At 69.5% G+C, this 18,547-nt stretch carries 17 protein-coding genes and 1 pseudogene; 11 read left to right on the forward strand and 7 right to left on the reverse strand.

Annotated features, from left to right (window positions below; genetic code table 11):
• Positions 1 to 29: 29 nt before the first annotated feature.
• Positions 30 to 554, forward strand: a complete 525-nt coding sequence (nudB, locus tag BLR99_RS07395) for a dihydroneopterin triphosphate diphosphatase (RefSeq protein WP_011796682.1) — start codon at positions 30 to 32, stop codon at positions 552 to 554.
• 48 nt (positions 555 to 602) lie between these two features.
• Here the strand turns inward: nudB and BLR99_RS07400 are convergent, their stop codons facing one another.
• Complete coding sequence (locus BLR99_RS07400; RefSeq protein ID WP_017438931.1) at positions 603 to 2,366, reverse strand: response regulator; 1,764 nt, start codon at positions 2,364 to 2,366, stop codon at positions 603 to 605.
• 120 nt (positions 2,367 to 2,486) lie between these two features.
• On the opposite strand from BLR99_RS07400, the gene BLR99_RS07405 reads away from it, so the two are divergent.
• The 7 genes from BLR99_RS07405 to BLR99_RS07435 all read left to right on the forward strand — a co-directional run bounded on the left by BLR99_RS07405 (position 2,487) and on the right by BLR99_RS07435 (position 8,023).
• A complete protein-coding gene (locus BLR99_RS07405; protein ID WP_048857420.1) occupies positions 2,487 to 3,245 on the forward strand; it encodes an endonuclease/exonuclease/phosphatase family protein in 759 nt (252 codons plus the stop codon).
• Between the two features lie 62 nt (positions 3,246 to 3,307).
• Positions 3,308 to 4,576, forward strand: coding sequence for a cardiolipin synthase ClsB (gene clsB / locus BLR99_RS07410; RefSeq protein ID WP_170838034.1), 1,269 nt, complete (start codon positions 3,308 to 3,310; stop codon positions 4,574 to 4,576).
• Positions 4,577 to 4,697: 121 nt separating this feature from the next.
• On the forward strand, positions 4,698 to 5,423 hold the full coding sequence (folE, locus tag BLR99_RS07415) for a GTP cyclohydrolase I (RefSeq protein WP_017439518.1): 726 nt from the start codon (positions 4,698 to 4,700) through the stop codon (positions 5,421 to 5,423).
• A 1-nt stretch (position 5,424) separates the two neighbouring features.
• A complete protein-coding gene (locus BLR99_RS07420) occupies positions 5,425 to 5,847 on the forward strand; it encodes a BLUF domain-containing protein (protein ID WP_011796677.1) in 423 nt (140 codons plus the stop codon).
• A gap of 75 nt (positions 5,848 to 5,922) precedes the next feature.
• Positions 5,923 to 6,804, forward strand: a complete 882-nt coding sequence (locus BLR99_RS07425; protein WP_011796676.1) for an EamA family transporter — start codon at positions 5,923 to 5,925, stop codon at positions 6,802 to 6,804.
• Positions 6,805 to 6,807: 3 nt separating this feature from the next.
• Positions 6,808 to 7,680 (forward strand): DUF429 domain-containing protein, encoded by an 873-nt coding sequence (locus BLR99_RS07430; protein ID WP_011796675.1) that lies wholly within the window; start codon positions 6,808 to 6,810, stop codon positions 7,678 to 7,680.
• Between the two features lie 97 nt (positions 7,681 to 7,777).
• The gene (locus BLR99_RS07435) at positions 7,778 to 8,023 is read left to right on the forward strand and encodes a hypothetical protein (protein WP_017439767.1); all 246 of its coding nucleotides are present in this window, start codon (positions 7,778 to 7,780) and stop codon (positions 8,021 to 8,023) included.
• A gap of 31 nt (positions 8,024 to 8,054) precedes the next feature.
• On the opposite strand, the gene xopQ is transcribed toward BLR99_RS07435, so the two are convergent.
• Positions 8,055 to 9,473, reverse strand: a complete 1,419-nt coding sequence (xopQ, locus tag BLR99_RS07440) for a type III secretion system effector XopQ (protein ID WP_048857421.1) — start codon at positions 9,471 to 9,473, stop codon at positions 8,055 to 8,057.
• Between the two features lie 107 nt (positions 9,474 to 9,580).
• Positions 9,581 to 10,636, reverse strand: a complete 1,056-nt coding sequence (locus BLR99_RS07445) for a LacI family DNA-binding transcriptional regulator (protein WP_011796672.1) — start codon at positions 10,634 to 10,636, stop codon at positions 9,581 to 9,583.
• A gap of 184 nt (positions 10,637 to 10,820) precedes the next feature.
• Between BLR99_RS07445 and BLR99_RS07450 the strand changes: the two genes are divergently transcribed.
• Together BLR99_RS07450 and gudD are read left to right on the forward strand one after the other, a co-directional pair.
• On the forward strand, positions 10,821 to 11,759 hold the full coding sequence (locus BLR99_RS07450; RefSeq protein WP_048857434.1) for a Bug family tripartite tricarboxylate transporter substrate binding protein: 939 nt from the start codon (positions 10,821 to 10,823) through the stop codon (positions 11,757 to 11,759).
• Positions 11,760 to 11,915: 156 nt separating this feature from the next.
• Positions 11,916 to 13,271: a glucarate dehydratase gene (gudD, locus tag BLR99_RS07455; RefSeq protein ID WP_011796670.1), complete on the forward strand. Its 1,356-nt coding sequence runs from the start codon at positions 11,916 to 11,918 to the stop codon at positions 13,269 to 13,271.
• Between the two features lie 113 nt (positions 13,272 to 13,384).
• Here gudD and BLR99_RS23045 read toward each other — a convergent pair whose 3' ends face one another.
• The gene (locus BLR99_RS23045) at positions 13,385 to 13,777 is read right to left on the reverse strand and encodes a hypothetical protein (protein ID WP_158296387.1); all 393 of its coding nucleotides are present in this window, start codon (positions 13,775 to 13,777) and stop codon (positions 13,385 to 13,387) included.
• 94 nt (positions 13,778 to 13,871) lie between these two features.
• Between BLR99_RS23045 and BLR99_RS07460 the strand changes: the two genes are divergently transcribed.
• Entirely contained in the window at positions 13,872 to 16,118 is a 2,247-nt protein-coding gene (locus tag BLR99_RS07460; RefSeq protein WP_139160147.1) for a type III secretion system effector protein, read from the forward strand.
• On the opposite strand, the gene BLR99_RS07465 is transcribed toward BLR99_RS07460, so the two are convergent.
• The 3 genes and pseudogenes from BLR99_RS07465 to BLR99_RS07475 all read right to left on the reverse strand — a co-directional run.
• A complete protein-coding gene (locus BLR99_RS07465) occupies positions 16,094 to 16,699 on the reverse strand; it encodes a hypothetical protein (RefSeq protein WP_011796668.1) in 606 nt (201 codons plus the stop codon). The genes BLR99_RS07460 and BLR99_RS07465 overlap by 25 nt on opposite strands.
• 98 nt (positions 16,700 to 16,797) lie before the next feature.
• Complete coding sequence (locus tag BLR99_RS07470; RefSeq protein WP_011796667.1) at positions 16,798 to 18,285, reverse strand: ABC transporter substrate-binding protein; 1,488 nt, start codon at positions 18,283 to 18,285, stop codon at positions 16,798 to 16,800.
• Positions 18,286 to 18,370: 85 nt separating this feature from the next.
• Positions 18,371 to 18,538: pseudogene (locus BLR99_RS07475) on the reverse strand (type II toxin-antitoxin system HipA family toxin); the annotation flags it as partial.
• Positions 18,539 to 18,547 lie beyond the last annotated feature (9 nt).

Here is an 18,547-nt window from a genome sequence, read left to right on the forward strand (position 1 = left end):
GACCTGGCGGCTTTGATGGCGGCTGGCTGATGCGCCAGGGATACGTGCGGCCCCAGGCACCTCCATCCCGCGGCGTCGCGGGCTACAAGATTCCCGAGTCGGTGCTGGTGGTGATCCATACGCCTGCCCTCGAGGTGCTGATGATCCGCCGCGCAGGCGGCGGGGACCCGCACTGGCAGTCCGTCACGGGCAGCAAGGACTGGCCGGAGGAGCCCTTCGAGGCCGCCGCCGTCCGCGAGGTGTTCGAGGAGACCGGGATCGATGCCCGGGCGCCAGGGCATGTGCTGACGGACTGGTTTCTCGAGAACGAGTACGACATCTGGCCCCAATGGCTGTACCGCTATGCGCCGGGCGTGGTGCGCAACCGCGAGCGGCTGTTCGGGCTGCGGGTGCCCGCGGGCACGCCGGTGGCGCTGAACCCGCGCGAACATGACGCCTGGCGGTGGCTGCCCTGGCGCGAGGCCGCGCTGGCCTGTTTCTCGCCGTCGAATGCGGAGGCCTGCCTGTGGCTTCCGCGGTTCGCGGCCTGCGCGAGCCCGGAAGACCCCGGTTGACCTCGGGCGGAGAGACCCGCGCCGCTGGCGGATCGTGGCGCCAGGCGCTCAGACAGGGCGCAGCCGCAGCATGTCGGCGGCATCTCCGCCATGGGAGGCGTCGGCTTCCGGCCCGCTGTCCGTGTCGGGAGGCATGGAAGCGGCTGCCCTGGCGGCTGCGCCGGCGGGCGCTCGGCCGGTGCGCAGCACGAGTTCCCCGGGCTTGCGCTCCGTGCCCTGTCCGAGCATCGCCCTGGCCGGGGCATGGCCGCAGCGGGAGCGCAGGGTGTCGATGCGTTCCTGGTGCCGGGCGGCCACCGAGGCATCCAGCCGGGGGGCATAGCGCGTGAGCACCTGCTGTGCCAGGTCCAGCAGCTTGGTGTTCAGCGTGCCGTCCGCATGCGCGAGGAGCTGGTCCACGGCGCTCGCCGGATCGCCGCCGAGGCTGCGGGCGATCGCTTCTTCCGCTGCCCGGTTGACCCGGGGGAGGCAGGCCCGCAGGGCTTCCGCGTATTCCGGGCAGAGGCTGCCGGCCCGCGCCAGCAGCTCGCACAGGCTGCGCGTATTGGAGTAGCGCATGCCCAGCGATTCGATCCATCCAGGAGCGTCCGGCAGGTCGATGGAGGTGCGCGTCAGCACGGCCAGCAATCCCACCAGGTTGCATGCGGCCTCGAAGTCGAAATCCGGGGCCGTGGCCTCCGCGGCCATCCCGCGCACTCCGGCCACCGCCTGCGCGAACTGCCGCTGCAGGATCAGCTGCAGGGCGCGGACCACGTTCTCGAAGCGCAGCAGGCGCTGGCTGGCCGGATGGCGCTCGCGGATGCGCGCGAAATCCGCCATGCAGCGCTCCAGCCCCTTGCGGTCGGTCGTGTCGAAGTAATTGAACGCGAGCAGCACCACCGACTGATAGTCGAAGAGCTTGGAGTCCAGGCCGAGCACCGCGGCGCGGTAGAGCATCTTCGTGGCGGTATCGTGGTCGCCGAGGTAATAGGCCATCATGCCCAGCTTCTGCAGCCGCACGACGGAATCGGGCGTGAGCTGCGCCGCGGTGCGGTAGGTGCCGAGCGCCTCTTCGAACTGGCCCATCTCGACCTGCGCGCGCCCGAGGACGTCGTAGGCGTCGGCGAACGATGCGTCGTCGCTGATGATGCCCTGCAGGGTCGTGACCGCGCGCGGTGCCTGGCCGGCCTCGATCTGCGAGCGGGCCACGCCCAGCTTGGCCCAGGGCAGGGCGCGTGCATCGATCACGGCCTCGAACAGCGTGCGGGCCTCGTCGTGCCGGCCCAGCCGCAGCAGCAGCTCGCTGCCGATGCGCGCGGCATACAGCCAATAGGGCTCGCGCGCCTCGAAGCGCTGCACGCAGAGCCTGGCCGCGCCTTCGAAGTCCTCCTCGCCGATCGCGTCGAAGATGGGCTTGAGGTGGTTCTTGCGCAGCCGCGCCAGCGACAGCCGCTCGAACAGGGCGCTGGGCGTGAACGGCTTGAGCAGGTAGCCGTCGAGGGCGGATTCGGCCGCTTCGGCCACCGCCGCATACGACGCCTCGGCCGTCACCATGAAGAAGACCGTGGAAAAGGGCAGCATCTGCGCGCGGCGCAGGTCATCGAGCAGCGTCTGCCCCGACTGCCCGGTTTCCTGGAAGTACTGCTCGCACAGCACGTAGTCGAACACGGTGTGTTCCAGGCGCGCGCGCGCGTCCTGCACCCTGCTGCACTGCACGACACGCGCTATGCCGTATTCCCGCAGTTGCGCCACCAGGATGCTGCGCGACGTGGCGTTGCCATCGATGACCAGGGCCTGCGATTCGGCGAGGTGGGCGGCTTTGGCGCTGGACATGGAGGGCCGCGGAGCGGCTTGAGGAAAAGGTGGAGAGGCGACGTGCCAGTGTAGGGCCTGGCGGCCGGGAACGGGAGAGGGAAAGCGCGGGAGGCCGGAAGGCTGCGCCACAATCGCGCCATGGAACCATGGGACGTCTCCGACGGCACCGGCATTCTCCGGATTGCCACCTACAACATCCACAAGGGCGTGCAGGGCCTGGGCCCCGCCCGGAGGCTCGAGATCCACAACCTCGGCCATGCGGTCGAGCAGCTGGACGCCGACATCGTCTGCCTTCAGGAGGTGCGCAAGGTGCACCGGCGCGGTGCACGGCATTTCCCGCGCTGGCCCGAGCTGCCGCAGGCCGAATTCCTCGCCCCGGAGGGCTACGAGGCGGTCTATCGCACCAATGCGTTCACGCGCCATGGCGAGCATGGCAATGCGCTGCTCACGCGCTGGCCGGTGATCGGCCACCAGCACGAGGATATGTCGGACCATCGCTTCGAGCAGCGGGGGCTGCTGCATGTGGAGGTCGAGGTCCAGGGCCGCCGCGTGCATGCCATCGTCGTCCACCTGGGCCTGATCCCGGGCAGCCGGGTGCGGCAGGTGGAGCAGCTGCAGCGTTTCGTGGCGCGGGAGGTACCGCCCGGCGCGCCGCTGGTGGTCGCGGGGGATTTCAACGACTGGGGCCGGCAGGTCAAGCACGCGCTGGCGGCGTTCGGCCTGCGCGAGTACGAAGGGGAGCCGCGCGCGCTGACCTATCCGGCCCGCCTGCCGCTGGTGCAGCTGGACCACGTGTACGTGCGCGGCATGGAGCCCATGGGCCTGCACGTGCCGCGCGGCCGCATCTGGTGGCGCATGTCGGACCACCTGCCGCTGATCGCGGAATTCCGGCTGTGACGCCGCAGGCCCCGCGTTCCGCTGCGCCGGCACCCGCGTCCGCGCCCGCACCGCGGCGCGGCGTGCCCCGCTTCACCCTGCGCCGGCGCCGCGCGGCTCCGGCCCCCTTGTCCGGCGGGCACCGCGTCGCGCTGCTGCAGGGCTCGGCGGAGCTGTTCGCCGCGCTGGTGGCCGACATGGATGCGGCGCTCTCGGACATCCAGTTCGAGACCTACATCTTCGACTGCACCGGCTCCGGGGCCGACATCGCGGAGGCGCTGATCCGCGCGGCCCGCCGGGGCGTGCGCGTGCAGCTCGTGGTGGACGGGGTGGGCACGGGCCGCCTCTGCCCGCCGTGGCCCGAGCGCTTCGAAGAGGCCGGGGTGCGCATGCAGGTGTACTCGCCGCTGGGCCCGCTGGGCCTGCTGCTGCCCAGGCGCTGGCGGCGCCTGCACCGCAAGCTGTGCGTGGTGGACGGCTGCGTGCTGTACTGCGGCGGCATCAATGTGCTGGACGACCTGCACGACCCCAACCATGGCGCGCTGGAGTCTCCGCGGTTCGACTTCGCCGTGCGGGTGGAAGGCCGCCTCGTGGAGGAGGCCGGCGAAGCCATGGAGCAGGTTTGGTGGCGCCTGCAGGCCACGCGCGATGCACGCCAGCACCGGCTGGCCGACCTGATGCGCGATCTGCGCGCCGCCGCGCAGGCGCGCCAGGCGGAGCGCAGGGCCCGGGAGGCCGCGTCCGATGGCCCTACGGCGGCGCACGGGCTGCGTGCCGGGCTGCTGCTGCGCGACAACCTGCGCAACCGCAGCCGCATCGAGCGCGCCTACCGCCGCGCCATCGGCAACGCCCGCCACGAAGTCATCATCGCCAACGCCTACTTCCTGCCGGGGCGCAAGCTGCGGCACGCGCTCGTGCTGGCCGCGCGCCGCGGCGTGCGCGTGCGGCTGCTGCTGCAGGGGCGCTACGAATATTTCATGCAGTACCACGCGGCGCGGCCGGTCTATGGCGCGCTGCTGGCGGCCGGGGTGGAAATCCACGAGTACGCGCCGAGCTTCCTGCACGCCAAGGTGGCGGTGATCGACGCGCAGGGAGAGCGCCCCTGGGCGACCGTGGGTTCGTCCAACCTCGATCCGCTGTCCATGCTGCTGGCGCGCGAGGCGAACGTGGTGGTGGAGGACGCAGGATTCGCCCGGGTGCTGCGGGAGCGGCTGGTGGACGCCATGGAGCACGCCGGCCGGCGGCTGGACCCGCAGGCCTGCGGGGCGCGCCCCTGGGGCCAGCGGCTGCGCGACCGGGTGGCGTTCGCGCTCATGCGCCTCGCTCTGTGGGTGACCGGCAGCCGGTACTGAGGCGGCCCTGCCTATCGGCGTTTGCTATTGATTTGGTAGCTCGATGTGGCCCGTTGGCGCCGCCAGAGTCGGCGAAACCCTTGTCGAGCCGGGGTGGCGCATCGCTGGTACCATCGCCTGCATGTTCACACACCTCGCCGACGATCCGAACAGCGCTCCCCCGCCCGAAGGCGCGCCTGTCTCGGCCAAGATTCGTGAGCGCCTGCTCGCGGCCCGCAAGCGGTTCCATGCCAACGACAACATCGCCGATTTCCTGGAGCCCGGCGAACTCGAGCAACTGCTCGACGAGGTCGAGGCCAAGATGCAGGGCGTGCTCGACAGCATGGTCATCGACACGGCCGGCGATCACAACACCCAGGACACCGCGCGCCGCGTGGCGAAGATGTACCTGGGCGAGGTGTTCCGGGGCCGCTACGTCAAGCAGCCCGCGATCACCGAGTTCCCCAATGCCGAGCACCTGAACGAGCTCATGATCGTCGGGCCGATCACCGTGCGCAGCGCCTGCAGCCACCATTTCTGCCCCGTGATCGGCAAGCTGTGGATCGGCGTGCTGCCCAATGAGCACACCAACGTCATCGGCCTGTCGAAGTACGCGCGCCTGGTGGACTGGGTCATGGGGCGCCCGCAGATCCAGGAGGAGGCCGTGGTGCAACTGGCCGACCTCATCATGGAAAAGACCCAGCCCGACGGCCTCGCGATCGTGATGGAGGCCAGCCACTTCTGCATGTCCTGGCGGGGCGTGCGCGAGATGGACAGCAAAATGCTGAACTCGGTGATGCGCGGCGTGTTCCTGAAGGACGCCGCGCTGCGCCGGGAATTCCTCTCGCTCATCCCCGGAAGGACCTGACATGCTCGTACGCCTGCTCTATGCGAGCCGCGCGGTGGATACCTCCAGCGCGGCCATCGAAGACATCCTGGCCCAGTCGCGCCAGCACAACCCCGGCAGCGGCATCACCGGCGTGCTGTGCTATGGCGGCGGCGTGTTCCTGCAGGCCATCGAGGGCGGCCGCTCCGCCGTGAACGAACTCTACGGCCACATCCTGCGCGACCCCCGCCACAAGGACGTCGAGCTCCTGCACTTCGAGGAAATCGAGGAGCGCCGCTTCGGCGGCTGGACCATGGGCCAGGTGAACCTCGGCCGCATCAACCATTCGACCCTGCTGAAGTATTCCGAGAAGCCGGAACTGGATCCGTACCTGGTGTCCGGCCGGGTCTCCCTGGCGCTGCTGGAAGAGCTCATGGCCACGGCGTCGGTCATCGGCCGCACCTGACGCGGCGCGCCTGCAGCCTCCCGGGCTGCCCGGCGCTTTCCGTTCCGCTGTCGCCCTGCCGCCGCAGGGCCCCGCATGCCCCTTTCCGCCTTCGCGCTCATCCTGCTGGCCGGCCTCATCCACGCGGGCTGGAACATCGTCGCCAAGAAGGCGGGGGGCGATGCGCGCTTCGCCTTTTTCACCTCGGCGGTGATGATGGTCGTCTGGGCCCCGGCCGGTATATGGCTGGGCCGGGAGGCCGTGCCGCTCTGGGGCGCCGTGGAGTGGGGTTTCGTGGCTGCCAGCGGTCTGCTGCACGTCGCCTACTACGTGATCCTGCTGCGCGGCTACCGCAAGGCGGACCTCACCGTGGTGTACCCCGTGGCGCGGGGCTCGGGGCCGCTGCTGTCCTCCTTCATGGCCATCGCCTTCCTGGGCGAGCACATCAGCGCGCTGGGCCTGGCCGGCATCGCAGGCGTGGTGGGCGGGGTGTTCCTCATCGCCGGCGGACCGGCACTGCTGCGGGCGTCGCACGACCCCGTCGCGCGCGCCCGGGTACACAAGGGCATCGCCTACGGGCTGCTCACGGGCGCTTTCATCGCGAGCTACACCGTGGTGGACGGCTACGCCGTGAAGGTGCTGCTGATGTCGCCCATCCTCGTGGATTACATGGGCAACTTCGTGCGGGTGGCGCTGCTGGCGCCGGTCGTGCTGCGCGACGTGCCCACGGCACGCCGGCTGTGGCGCGCCCAGTGGCGATTCGCCGTCGTCGTGGCGGTGGTGAGTCCGGTGGCCTACGTGCTGGTGCTCTATGCGATGCAGGAGGCGCCCCTCTCGCACGTCGCGCCGGCCCGGGAGGTGTCGATGCTGTTCGCGGCCCTCATCGGCGGCCACCTGCTCGGCGAAGGCGACCGCGCAGCCCGCCTGGCGGGCGCCGTGCTCATCGCGGCCGGCGTGGTGGCGCTGGCATTGGGTTAGTCCATGGCGGCACCGGCGCTCCCTGCTGACCCTGTCCCCCGGCCGCTGCTGCTCGGCTGCGACTTCTCCAGCAGCCCCGGCCGGCGCAAGCCCATCGTGGTCGCGCTCGGCCACGAGCGCGGGGGCCGGGTGGCGCTGTCGGCGCTGGAGCGGTTCGAAACGCTGGAGTCCTTCGGCCGCTGGCTGGCAGCTCCCGGCGCCTGGGTGGGAGGCTTCGACCTGCCGTTCGGACTCCCGCGCGGCCTGCTGGAGACGTTGGGCTGGCCCATGGACTGGGCCGGCAGCATGGCCCACTACCGCAGCCTGACCCGGCCGCAGATCCGCGAGACGTTCGCTGCCTTCTGCGCCGCGCGGCCCGTGGGCGCGAAGTTCGCCCACCGCGCCACCGACGGGCCGGCCGGATCCAGCACCTCCATGAAATGGGTGAACCCGCCCGTGGCCTACATGCTGCACGCGGGGCTGCCGCTGCTGATCGATGCGGGCGTGCACATTCCGGGGCTGCGGGCCGGTGATCCGGCGCGCGTGGCGCTGGAGGCCTATCCGGGCCTGCTGGCGCGCGAGATCCTCGGGCGGCGCAGCTACAAGAGCGACGAGGTGGCGAAGCAGACCACCGAGCGCTTCATCGCCCGCAAGGACCTGGTCGCGGGCCTGGAAGCGGGCGCCACCCGCCTGGGCCTGCGGCTGGCGCTCACGCACGCGCAGCGGGACACGCTGGCCGGTGACGCGAGCGGCGACAGCCTGGATGCCGTGCTGTGCCTCGTGCAGGCCGCGTGGGCGGCACAGCGCCATGCCCGGGGCGACGCGCTCTACGGGCTGCCTGCCGGCATGGATCCCCTGGAAGGCTGGATCGTGACCGCGCCGTTCCCCGATCGCTGACGGCCCACGGCAAATCCCTGCTTTGCGCCGGCTTCACACGGGGGCCGCACAATGCGGCCAGGATCGCCGCGGACATCGGCGACCAAAGGAGTTCCGCATGCTCGACAAGGCCATGGCAAGAAAGGCGGCATGGCGCCGACCGGCCTGCGCCGCACTGGCAGCAGTGTGCTGCATGGCCGCGCACGCCGGTCCTGCCGCCTGGTATTACTGGCGCAGCAAGGTGGACGGCCAGCGCGTCTGTGCGCAGGTGTCTCCCGGCCCGGGCTGGGAGCGCGACAGCGGACCCTATGAAGGCCCGGGATGCACGGCGCCGCGCAAGGTGCTCGTGATCCCGATGCGTTGATCCCCGGCTCCGCCCGCCGCTGCGCGCCCCGTCAGCTCCCCAGCGCGGTCTTGGCGAGCGCGGACATCAGGTTCCTGGCGTCCGCCGGGGCGGCCACCTGCCCGGCCCCGATCAGTTCCACCCCGCCCGTGCCCCGCGTTTCCACGGTGGCCGGGCGGAACAACATGCCTGCGGGCCCGTCGGCGGCGGCGAGCAGCGTGAGCGGATCGTAGAGGTTCAGCCGGCTGATGCTTTCCCACACCGCGTCGAAGGATGCCTCGGCGGATGCCCGCCACGCCTCGAAGGCCGGTGCGTCCTGCCCGGGTCGGGCGACGAACGTGTCATAGAACCAGCGTTTGTCGAGCCGGGCAATCTGGCCTTCCATGATGCTCCGCCACAGATGCCTGAGTGCGTCGCGCTGGATGTCCATCAGATAGCTGCCCACGGGGTGGCCGGTCTGGCCCAGCGCTTCGTAGAGCTCCGGCGGTACTGCCGCCTGATAGGCGGCTTCCTTGCTGACGATGCGCAGGGGAATGCCGTATTCCTGGGCCGTGCGGTAGAACGCGCGCGCGGCGGCCTGGTCGGTGTGGTTGTTGTAGGCGCGTTCGTCGGGCTGCACCCACCCTTCGGCGTCCGGGGCCTGCTCGATGCCACCCATGATGACGATGCGTTCCACCTTCTCCTTGACGAGATCAGGGTGCTGTTGCAGCAGGGCGTTGGCGTCGGTCATTCCGGCGATCGCCACCAGCGTGGCCTTGCCGTCCAGGCGAGCCAGGCTGCCGCCGATGTCCTGCCCTGCTTCCGGCCCCAGGCGGTCTTCCGGAACGCATAGCGATTCTCCTCGCCGCAGAAAGACACCATGGTCTGCCGATCGCCGGCCGATGTCGTACTCGCGGCCCGCCGATACGGCGACCTCGGGCATGCCGAGGGCATCGAATACCCCCTTGGCGAATCGCGCGCGCTCCTTCCGGATGTCGGCAGGGCCGAGTGTGGTCACGACGTGGTGGATCTTCGCCAGCCCCATGTCCTGCAAGGGTTTTCCGATGACGAAGGACACCGCGTCGTCCGGGTCCTTGTTGGGATCACTGAACAGAATGCAGTTCTGCGGCCGGGCGGGGCGGGATTGCCTGAGCCGCTCGAGGACCGCGGCTTCCGCTGCGGACAGGGGCACTGGCGTGCGCGCCGGGCGCGAGCTTTCCGCCCGGGTCCAGAGCGCCGCGAACAGGAGCGCGGGCCAAAGTGCTGCCGCCGGCGCCTGCCGGGGGGCGCGCAGTCCTGCGCGGGATGGCGGGCGGCCCAGGCCCGGGCCACGGATGCCGCGCAGCTCTGCCAGCGGTCCTGCCGCATCGCGGCGGGATGAGCGGCGGGTCTGCGACGGCCGTGCCGTGCCGCTTTCGCCGCCGGGCACCGGGGTCGCGGGCCGGGCGGATTCGGTGCGGCCCGGACGGAATGATGGAGGAATGGATGTCATCTTTCCATCCTGCGCGAACGCCGCCAGTTGCCGGATGGAGGAGCGCAGAGCCTCGCGATACCGCGAAGCGCAACACGCAGTGCGCGCCCGCGCCTGCCTGCATCGCATCAAACGCTCTCGCGCTCCACGATCGAGAACCCGATGTCCACCCGGGGTTCGGGCACGGCGCGGCCCTCCGCCCGATCGGCAATGAAGGCCGCTGCCGTGCGGCCGATGCGCGTGCCGTCGATGCGCACGGTGGTCAGGCTGGGCGCCAGCGTGGCAGCGAACTCGATGTCGCCGAAACCCACCACGGCCAGGTCCTGCGGCACCGTGATGGCGTGCTCGCGGGCCTCCGTGAGCACCCCGAGCGCCAGCATGTCGGAACTGCAGAACACGGCATCGATGTCGGGGGCGTCCTTCCGCAGCGCAGCCAGTCCTTCGCGCCCCTGGGCATGCGACGTGGGGGCGGGGACCCACCGCAGGACCGGCTCCTGCAGGCCCAGTTGCCGGGCGGCCTCGGAAAAACCCCGCTGGCGTCGCGCGGCGCGCTCGTCGTCACCGCTGATGAGCGCCAGCCGGCGCCGGCCGCGGCCATGCAGGTAGCGGCACACGGCCTCGCCCAGCCGCTCGTGCGACAGCCCGACCAGCATGTCGATGGGCGTGGGCGTGGTGTCCCAGGTTTCCACCACGGGAATGCCCGAAGCGAGCAGCAGGCGCCGTCCCTCGGGGGAATGCATCACGCCCGTGAGCACGATGCCGTCCGGGCGCCGCCCGACGATGGCGCGCAGCAGTTCGTCCTCGCGCGACGCTGCGTAGCCCACTTCGCCGAATACCACCTGGAACCCTCGCGCATGCAGCGCATCGGTGAGCGACTGGATCATTTCCCCGAACAGCTGGCCGCGGATGGTGGGCACCAGGGCCATGACGAGGTGGCTGCGCGCAGAGCGCAGGCCGCCCGCCAGCAGATTGGGCACGTAGCCCAGGGCGGACACGGCTTCCTCCACGCGGGCCCGGGTGGCCTCGCTGACCTGCTGCGGAGTCTTCAGCGCGCGCGATACCGTGATCATCGATACCCCCGCACGGTCGGCCACTTCACGCAGGGTGACGGCCGCGCGGGCAGACGACCCTGCACGGGCGGCCGCACCGGGGGGCAGGGAAGGGGAGTCGGGGAGCAGGGCCATCCGGTGAGTCTAGGGGGTGCTGCTCCGAGCGATGGCGCCGGGTGACGGAACTGCCGATCCATCGTGCAGGGTTTACCCTCTGCGTTCGATGGATGTTAACGTTAACATCCGCAAAAAGGAGACAAAAGCCATGCCCGCCACCCGATTCCGGCGCTGCCTCTGCGCCGCCCTTTCGCTGTCCGCCATGCTCTGCGCTGCGCCGCCTGCCTTCGCGCAGGGCGCCTGGCCGGACAAGCCGGTCACCATCATCGTCCCGTTCCCCGCGGGCGGTTCCACCGACATGGTGGCGCGCGCCATGGCCCAGTACATGGGGGACAGGCTGGGCCAGAACTTCGTGGTGGACAACCGGCCCGGCGCGACCGGCACCATCGGCGCGGGCTTCGTGAAACGCGCGGCCCCGGATGGCTATACCCTGCTGGTGTCCTCGCTGGGCGCCTTCGTCGTCACGCCGCACCTGCAGAAAAACGTGCCCTACGACGCCACCAGGGACTTCGACTACATCACCGTGCCGGTGCAGGCGCCGAACGTGCTCGTGGCCAACGTGGCGCAGAAGGCCCGCACGGTGCCCGACGTGATCGCCCAGCTCAAGGCCCAGCCCGGCAAGGTGAGCTTCGCGAGTTCGGGCAACGGCTCCTCCGATCACCTGGCCGCCGAAGTGTTCTGGCAGCAGACCGGCACGCAGGGCCTGCACATTCCCTACAAGGGCGGTGCGCCGGCCATCAACGACCTGCTGGGCAACCAGGTGGACTTCTCTTTCCAGAACGTGAACGCCGTGCTGCCGCACATCCGCGCGGGCAAGCTGCATGCCATCGCCGTCACCGGCAGCAGGCGTTCGCCCGTGCTGCCCGATGTGCCCACGCTGGCCGAGGCCGGGGTGACGGGTGCCGAGGTGTATTCCTGGCAGGGCATGGCCGCGCCCAGGGGCCTGCCCGCCGCCGTGAAGGACAAGCTCGCCGCCGCCGCCATCGCATCGATGAAGGATCCTGCCGTGCGCAGGCGCATGGAAGAGCAGGGCCTGGAAATCGTGGCCAGCACGCCGGCCGAATTCACGGCCTTCCAGGCGCGCGAATGGACCCGCTGGAAGCAGCTCATCGAAACGCGCAAGATCACCTCCGACCAGTGAACGGCACCTCCCTGAGCGGCTGCGCCGCTTCCCTGTGCTCTCGCCGTGCTGCGCACGGCGTCCGCTGGCGTGGCCTGCCCAGCGGCCATCTGGTGGTTGCACGGCGCGCCGGATAGGGCACCGGGTGCAGTACTTACTTTCCTTTCCTCATTCACCATGACCTCTTCCGAGCACCTCCAGGCCCCGGGCGCCACGCCCGTCATCACCGACCTGCGCGTCGTGCCCGTGGCCGGCCACGACAGCATGCTGCTGAACCTGAGCGGCGCGCACGGCCCCTTCTTCACGCGCAACCTGCTGATCCTGCGCGACAGCGCCGGCCGCACCGGCGTGGGCGAAGTGCCGGGCGGCGAGAAGATCCGGCAGACGCTCGAAGACGCGCGCGCGCTGATCGTGGGGCAGGGCGTGGGCAACCACCGCGCGGTGCTGAACGCGATGCGCGCGCGCTTCGCCGACCGCGACAGCGGTGGCCGCGGCCTGCAGACGTTCGATCTGCGCGTGACCATCCATGCCCTCACCGCCGTGGAATCGTGCTTTCTCGACCTGCTGGGCCAGCACCTGGGCGTACCCGTGGCCGCATTGCTCGGCGACGGGCAGCAGCGCGAGGCCGTGCAGGTGCTGGGCTACCTGTTCTACGTGGGCGACCGCCGCAAGACCGACCTGGCCTACCGCGACGAATCCGGGGCGCAGGACGACTGGTTCCGCCTGCGCAACGAGGAAGCGCTCACGCCCGAGGCCATCGTGCGCCTGGCCGAGGCCACCCACGCGCGCTACGGCTTCGCCGACTTCAAGCTCAAGGGCGGCGTGCTGCGCGGCGAGGACGAGGTGGAGGCGATCCGCGCGCTGCACGAGCGCTTCCCTCAGGCGCGCGTCACGCTCGATCCCAACGGCGGCTGGCTGCTGAAGGATGCCGTGCGCCTCACCCGTGACCTGCACGGCGTGATGGCCTATGCCGAAGACCCCTGCGGCGCCGAGGGCGTGTATTCCGGCCGCGAGGTGATGGCCGAATTCCGCCGTGCCACCGGCCTGCCCACGGCCACCAACATGGTCGCCACCGACTGGCGCGAGATGTCGCACAGCCTGTCGCTGCAATCGGTGGACATCCCGCTCGCCGACCCGCATTTCTGGACCATGGCCGGATCGGTGCGCGTGGCACAGGTGTGCGAGGCCTTCGGCCTGACCTGGGGCTCGCACTCCAACAACCACTTCGACGTGTCGCTCGCCATGTTCACCCACGTGGCGGCCGCGGCGCCCGGCAAGGTCACGGCCATCGACACCCACTGGATCTGGCAGGACGGCCAGCACCTCACATGCGAACCCTGCCGCATCGAGGGCGGGCAGATCCAGGTGCCGCAGCGCCCCGGCCTGGGGCTGGAGCTGGACATGGACGCGGTGGAGGCCGCGCACCGGCTCTACCTGCAGCACGGCCTGGGCGCGCGCGACGATGCGGTCGCCATGCAGTACCTCGTGCCGGGCTGGCGCTTCGACAACAAGCGGCCCTGCATGGTGCGCTGAGGGCGCGGCACCGCCTGCCGGTTCGGGCGGATGCCTTACAGCCTCGCCGGGCAGGGCGCCATCGTGTCCAAGTTCTGCAGCGCCGGCCAGACCTGCGTGTGCGCCAACCGCATCTACGTGCCGGCCGGAGTGTATGGCGCCTCGTGGGAAAGCTGGCCGAGGCCATGCGGCGCCTGAAGGTCGGAAACGGCATGGACGAAGGCGTAGATCATGTTTCGCCCATCGACGAGGCCGCCCTGAAGGAGGTCCAGGAGCACCTGTTGGACGTCGTGGACAAGGGCGCGCATCCTGGCGGGCGGCAAGCCGCATGCACGGGCGGCAGCTTTCTTCGTCCCCATCGTGCTGTCCGATGCGCCGCAGATGCGGTCTGACGAGGCGGCCTGTTCGGCGGCGTGAAGCAATCCGGTCGGTGGCGCGAGGGCTCCCGCTACGGAACCGGTGGCTTTCTGGTCATCGAGTACCTGTGCCTGGGCGTGATGCGCTCCTCCTGAAAGTTCGAAAACCACGACATCGCTTCGCTCGGCCTGCCGTTATGTCTCCGACTGATCATTCCAAATGTGGTGGATACAGGTTATCCAATCACAGGAGTGGAGGTTTGCAATGGACAACAACATCATCAGTCATCGCGCATCCGGCCGAATGAACAAACTGCAGTCGCCGGTCTCCGATGCGGAGATTGGACAGGGAAAGCCAGACGCGGCGAGTCCATCCAATGCATCGGAACCAGTTACCGGCCTGCAGGCGCGGGCGACGGATTACGGGCAGCAGGCCGCCGTGCGGCCCCGCGTCAGCCTGCCGTCCACCACCGGAGCTGCCGAGTCCGGGGCGAGCCTGGACTTGGAGGCAGGCATTACCGAGTCGCGGGGAGCCCTGCAGGCGGAGCGGGGCGGTGCGATTGCTTCCACACCACCGGCCGCACGGCGCGCAGCTCTGCAGCGTATGCAGGTGTCGCTCGCGGAGCAATCATCCCGGGAGGTCAATCCACAGATGGCCGTGGACCTGGTGAACCGCTTGCGTCCGCTCATGAGGCAGATACCCACGCACTCGGATCTCATGAGGGAGGTGTCGGAAACCGATGTAGAGGCATGGTACGGAGCCCAGGGCCTGGACCGAGAGGATGTGGATGCACTGCAGCGCAGCGCTTTCCTGTCAGGCTTGCCGAATCCCACCGGATCGTTCATGAACAATGCGCTGCAATATATCGTCTCGCCGTGGGTCAACTACGCCACGGGCAATCCCTGGGCCGGCGCCGGGATCGGGTTCGGCACGGCCGCCATCGCTGCTCCCATGAACGCCCTGCAGCAGTCGGCCGTCGTGACCCTGTGCGAGTCGCTTCGCGAACGCCACGGCCCGGTGATCGTTCCCGACAAGAAGAACATCAACGACAGGCACTGGCTGCCCGAACTCTCCAAAGCGCTGGAACACGAAGTCGTTCAGTTCAGTGCCCTGCACGACCGGATGCGCGCTACGCTGGCAGAGCACGGCATCCAGGCGTCCCTGGGAGGTCCACCCGACGCCGTGCTCGCGGCGCTTTCCGGGCTCACCCGCGAGGCGCGCCAAGAACTGCACCTGCAGGCGAGGCAGTGGCTGGACTCCGAGAAGAAACTGCACAAGACCCATGGAGAATTCATGATGACGCAGGGAGCGCATGAACGCCAATGGATGGGCAACAGATGGCAGTTCGTGCCCCGGACCTTGCGTTCCCCCGCAGCCAGCCTGCTGGGGCTGGTGGGCAAGTCGGGAGCCGCCCGGGTCCTGCCGCCCACGCTGCAGGTGGTGGCCTCACTCATGCTGACGGCAGCCCAGCACGTCGCCGCGGGTTTCGACGAAAGGGCCAAGCAGGAATACAACAATGTCCTGAACCTGCTCTACGGACAATTCTTCACCGCTTCGGGTGCCGACAAGCTGGCCCGTGGGCAGCCATTGGACGCGGATGACATCGATACCGCAAAGCTCCGGGGTTTCATCTCGATGCCGATGCAGTCCCTGGTCAAGCGTGTTTCAGCGGAGGTGGAGCGGCAGGTGACAACCTTGCGGGGCCTGCTGGCCGATCGTCCGCCGGCCGCCGGGCAGGGCGAGACCGACAGTCGGGCGAGCGATCAGGCGGCCCTCGCCGGCATGGAGAACGATGCGACGCTGCTCCGGGAAGGGCGGTTGTCGGAATTGGACCCCGACGGACTCGCGCAGTCCCTTCTCCTCGCATCGGAAAAGTCGGTGCTCTCAGAGCAGCTATGGCGGGATCTCGTTGCCAAGTACACGGTGAAGGAGTTTTCCGCGCAGACCGCGCAGCGGCTCGGGCAGGCCTTCCACCTCGGGGTCTTCGGCAGTGCCGCGTCCTCGATCATCGGCAAGGTGACGTCCGCGGCATCCGGAGGCACGCGGCAGGCCCCGGTCGCGCAGACCGTGGGGGTGTCGGTGCTGTCCGGTGTCATGGCGGCCATCGGGGCGAGCAACCAGCACACTGCCATTTCCGTCAAGAACAACCGGCGAGAGGGCGAAGTCGATGTCGGTCTGGGGAAGCAAGTGCTGCGCGGCGTCATGGGCGGCCTGAGCGAATCGCTGGCCCAACGCCGCGGATCACGTGCGGGTCAGGACATGAAGGCTTTGCTGGCCCAGGACCAGATCGGGAACCTGCTGGGTTTCGTTAAATTACTGAACCAGCAGTTGAGCGCAGAATTCGACGTCGCGCCCGAGACCCTCTCCCTGTCCGAGGCTGGCAGGGTACTGGGTCCGGGCCATGCCTCTGCAGCGGGTGCGACGGAAATAGTGATCGAGATGGACCAAGACCAGGCCACGTCCGGGACGCCCCTGACTGCGTCGTCTCATCCGCCCGTCAGCGACAGGTAGGCCCGCCGCGTCTCCGGCGATACCGATTCCACCAACTGCTGGTGCGGCGTACGGTGGCGGGCCACCATGCGCGCCGAGGCCACCGTCTTCGACTTGCAGAACCAGTGGCAGGTGTGCTGCATCAGCAGCAGCTCCGCCGTCAGCGTGAAAGCCTTGTCGCGCTGCGTGAGGCCGGCATCGTTGCGCACGCCGCGCGCGATGCCCTGCGCATGGACCACGAACGCCTGCCGCAGGTCGAAGGACACCGCGGGAAACAGCTGCAGCGCGAAAGGCAGGGCCACCGGAATGCGGCTCACGCGCGTCTTCTCGGGCGGCACCTGCGAAAACTCCGCCGCGAAGCGCTGGAACTGCTCCGCCAGTTGCTGTTCCGTGGTGCGCAGCAGTTGCCAGATCTGGTCGCGCCGCGCTTCCTCCTTCTCGCCGAGCGCCCGCAGGTACCCTTCCAGCAGGTTCTCCATGAGCTTTTTGATCTGGTAGTTCGCCAGATGGCGGGCCAGCAGGCCGATGCGGCGGCGCTGCTGCCGGAGGTTCAGCATGTGCACGCCGGCGGCGATGAGGGCCGCCATGATCAGGGTATCCATTCGGTGGGGTGTCCAGGGAAGTAGGGGCGAAAAAAAAGATGTGCCGCGGGTTCATGCCCGGCGTGGTGCCGGCCTGCGCGGCATGCCGGAGGTTCCCCTCACGCCCACGACAGCGCCGACAGGTCGTTGGCGAAGATGGGCATGTCCTTCCACAGGCCCCGCAGGTTCCGGTTGGCCACCGTGGCCCATTGCGCCTGGTAGAGGAACGCGTGCACGCAGTCCTCCGCCAGCAGCCGCTGCGCATCGCCCAGCAGCCGGGCCCGGTCGGCGGGCTGGGCCGCGTTCCTGATCTGCTCGTAAAGCGCGTCGAACCGCGGCGAACGGTATCCCCAGTAGTAGTCGGGCTTGGCGAAATTGCCCAGATCGAAGGGCTCCACGTGGGAAATCAGCGTGAGGTCGTAGTTCCTGTTGGCATAGGTGCCGCTCAACCACTGCGCCCATTCCACGTTCCTCGGCTTCGCCACGATGCCCACCTTGGCCAGCTGCGCCGCGATCACCTCGCCGCCCTGGCGCGCATAGGGCGTGGGGGGGAGCGTCATCGTGAGCTCGAGCGGCGTCTTCACGCCAGCCTCCGCCAGCAGCCGCCGGGCCTTGTCGGGGTCGTAGGGGTTGACTCCCGTGGTGTCCACGTAGCCGAACGCGCCCGGGACGTAATGGCTGCCGATGGGAACGCCCAACCCGTCCGCGCCGCCCTGGATCACCGCCTTGCGGTCGATCGCTGCCGCGATGGCCCGGCGCACGCGCACATCGTCCAGGGGCTTGCGCTGGTTGTTGATCGCGAGGATGGTCTTGGCGCGGGAGCCGCTCACGATCACCTGGAAGCGCGGATTGGCCTTGAACTGGGGCACGCTGCGCGGCGCCACGCGCGGGAACGCGTCCACGTCGCCCGCCATCAGGGCCGCCACCTGGGCGGCAGGATCGGAGATGAAGCGGAACACCGCGCGGCGGATCTTCGCCGTGCCCGGCGTGCGGTAGCCGTCCCACGCGGTCAGCGTGACGGACGCCCCCTGGCTCCAGGCCGTGAACTGGTAGGGCCCCGTGCCCACCGGCCGCACGCCGTTGCCCTCCGCACTCGTGGGCTCCACGATCGCGGCCGTGGCCTGGCCGAGCAGGAACAGCAGGTCCGGATCGGCTTCCTTGCTGGCGACGGTCACCGTGTGCTCGTCCACCACCTGCGCCGTGAGGTTCGCGAAGGTGCGCTTGTCCTTGTTGGTGCTTTTCTCCACGGCCGCACGGTCGAAGGAATACTTCACCGCCTCGGCATTGAACGCTGCGCCATTGTGGAATTTCACGCCCCGGCGCAGGTGGAAAGTGAGGGTCTTCAGGTCCGGGGAGATGTCCCATCGTTCCGCCAGCAGCGGGGAGGTACTGCCGTCGGGGTTGATCCGGGTCAGCGTCTCGAACACGTTGTAGAGCGTGATCTCGCCGATGGCCGATGCCGCACCAGACGTCGGATCCAGGCCCGGCGGCTCCAGCGTCATCGCCAGCACGACGGTGTCCTTCCGGGGCTGGGCCAGGGCGGGCAGCGGCAGTGCCAGCGGCGAGGCGGCAGCTGCGGCGAGGAGGGTGCGGCGGTCGATGGGCATGGGCGGTGTGTCTCCGGTGGGTCCGGGTGCGTTTTTACACCACGTGGCGCATTCCACCATGCTGCCCGGCGTCGCCAGGCCGGTCCGACACCGTCACCCCGGCGCCCCCGAGCCGGTCGTCGCCCGCGAACGGCAGCATCTCCAGGATCGACAGACGCGCCGGGCGGTCGATATGGCGGATGACGCGCTCGCCCCAGCGGTCAGGCCGGGCATCGACGATGGCGCCCGGCAGGATGGGCAGATCCTCGCTCAACGGACAGGG

The organism is Paracidovorax citrulli (assembly GCF_900100305.1).
GTDB classification, from domain to species: Bacteria; Pseudomonadota; Gammaproteobacteria; order Burkholderiales; family Burkholderiaceae_C; genus Paracidovorax; species Paracidovorax citrulli.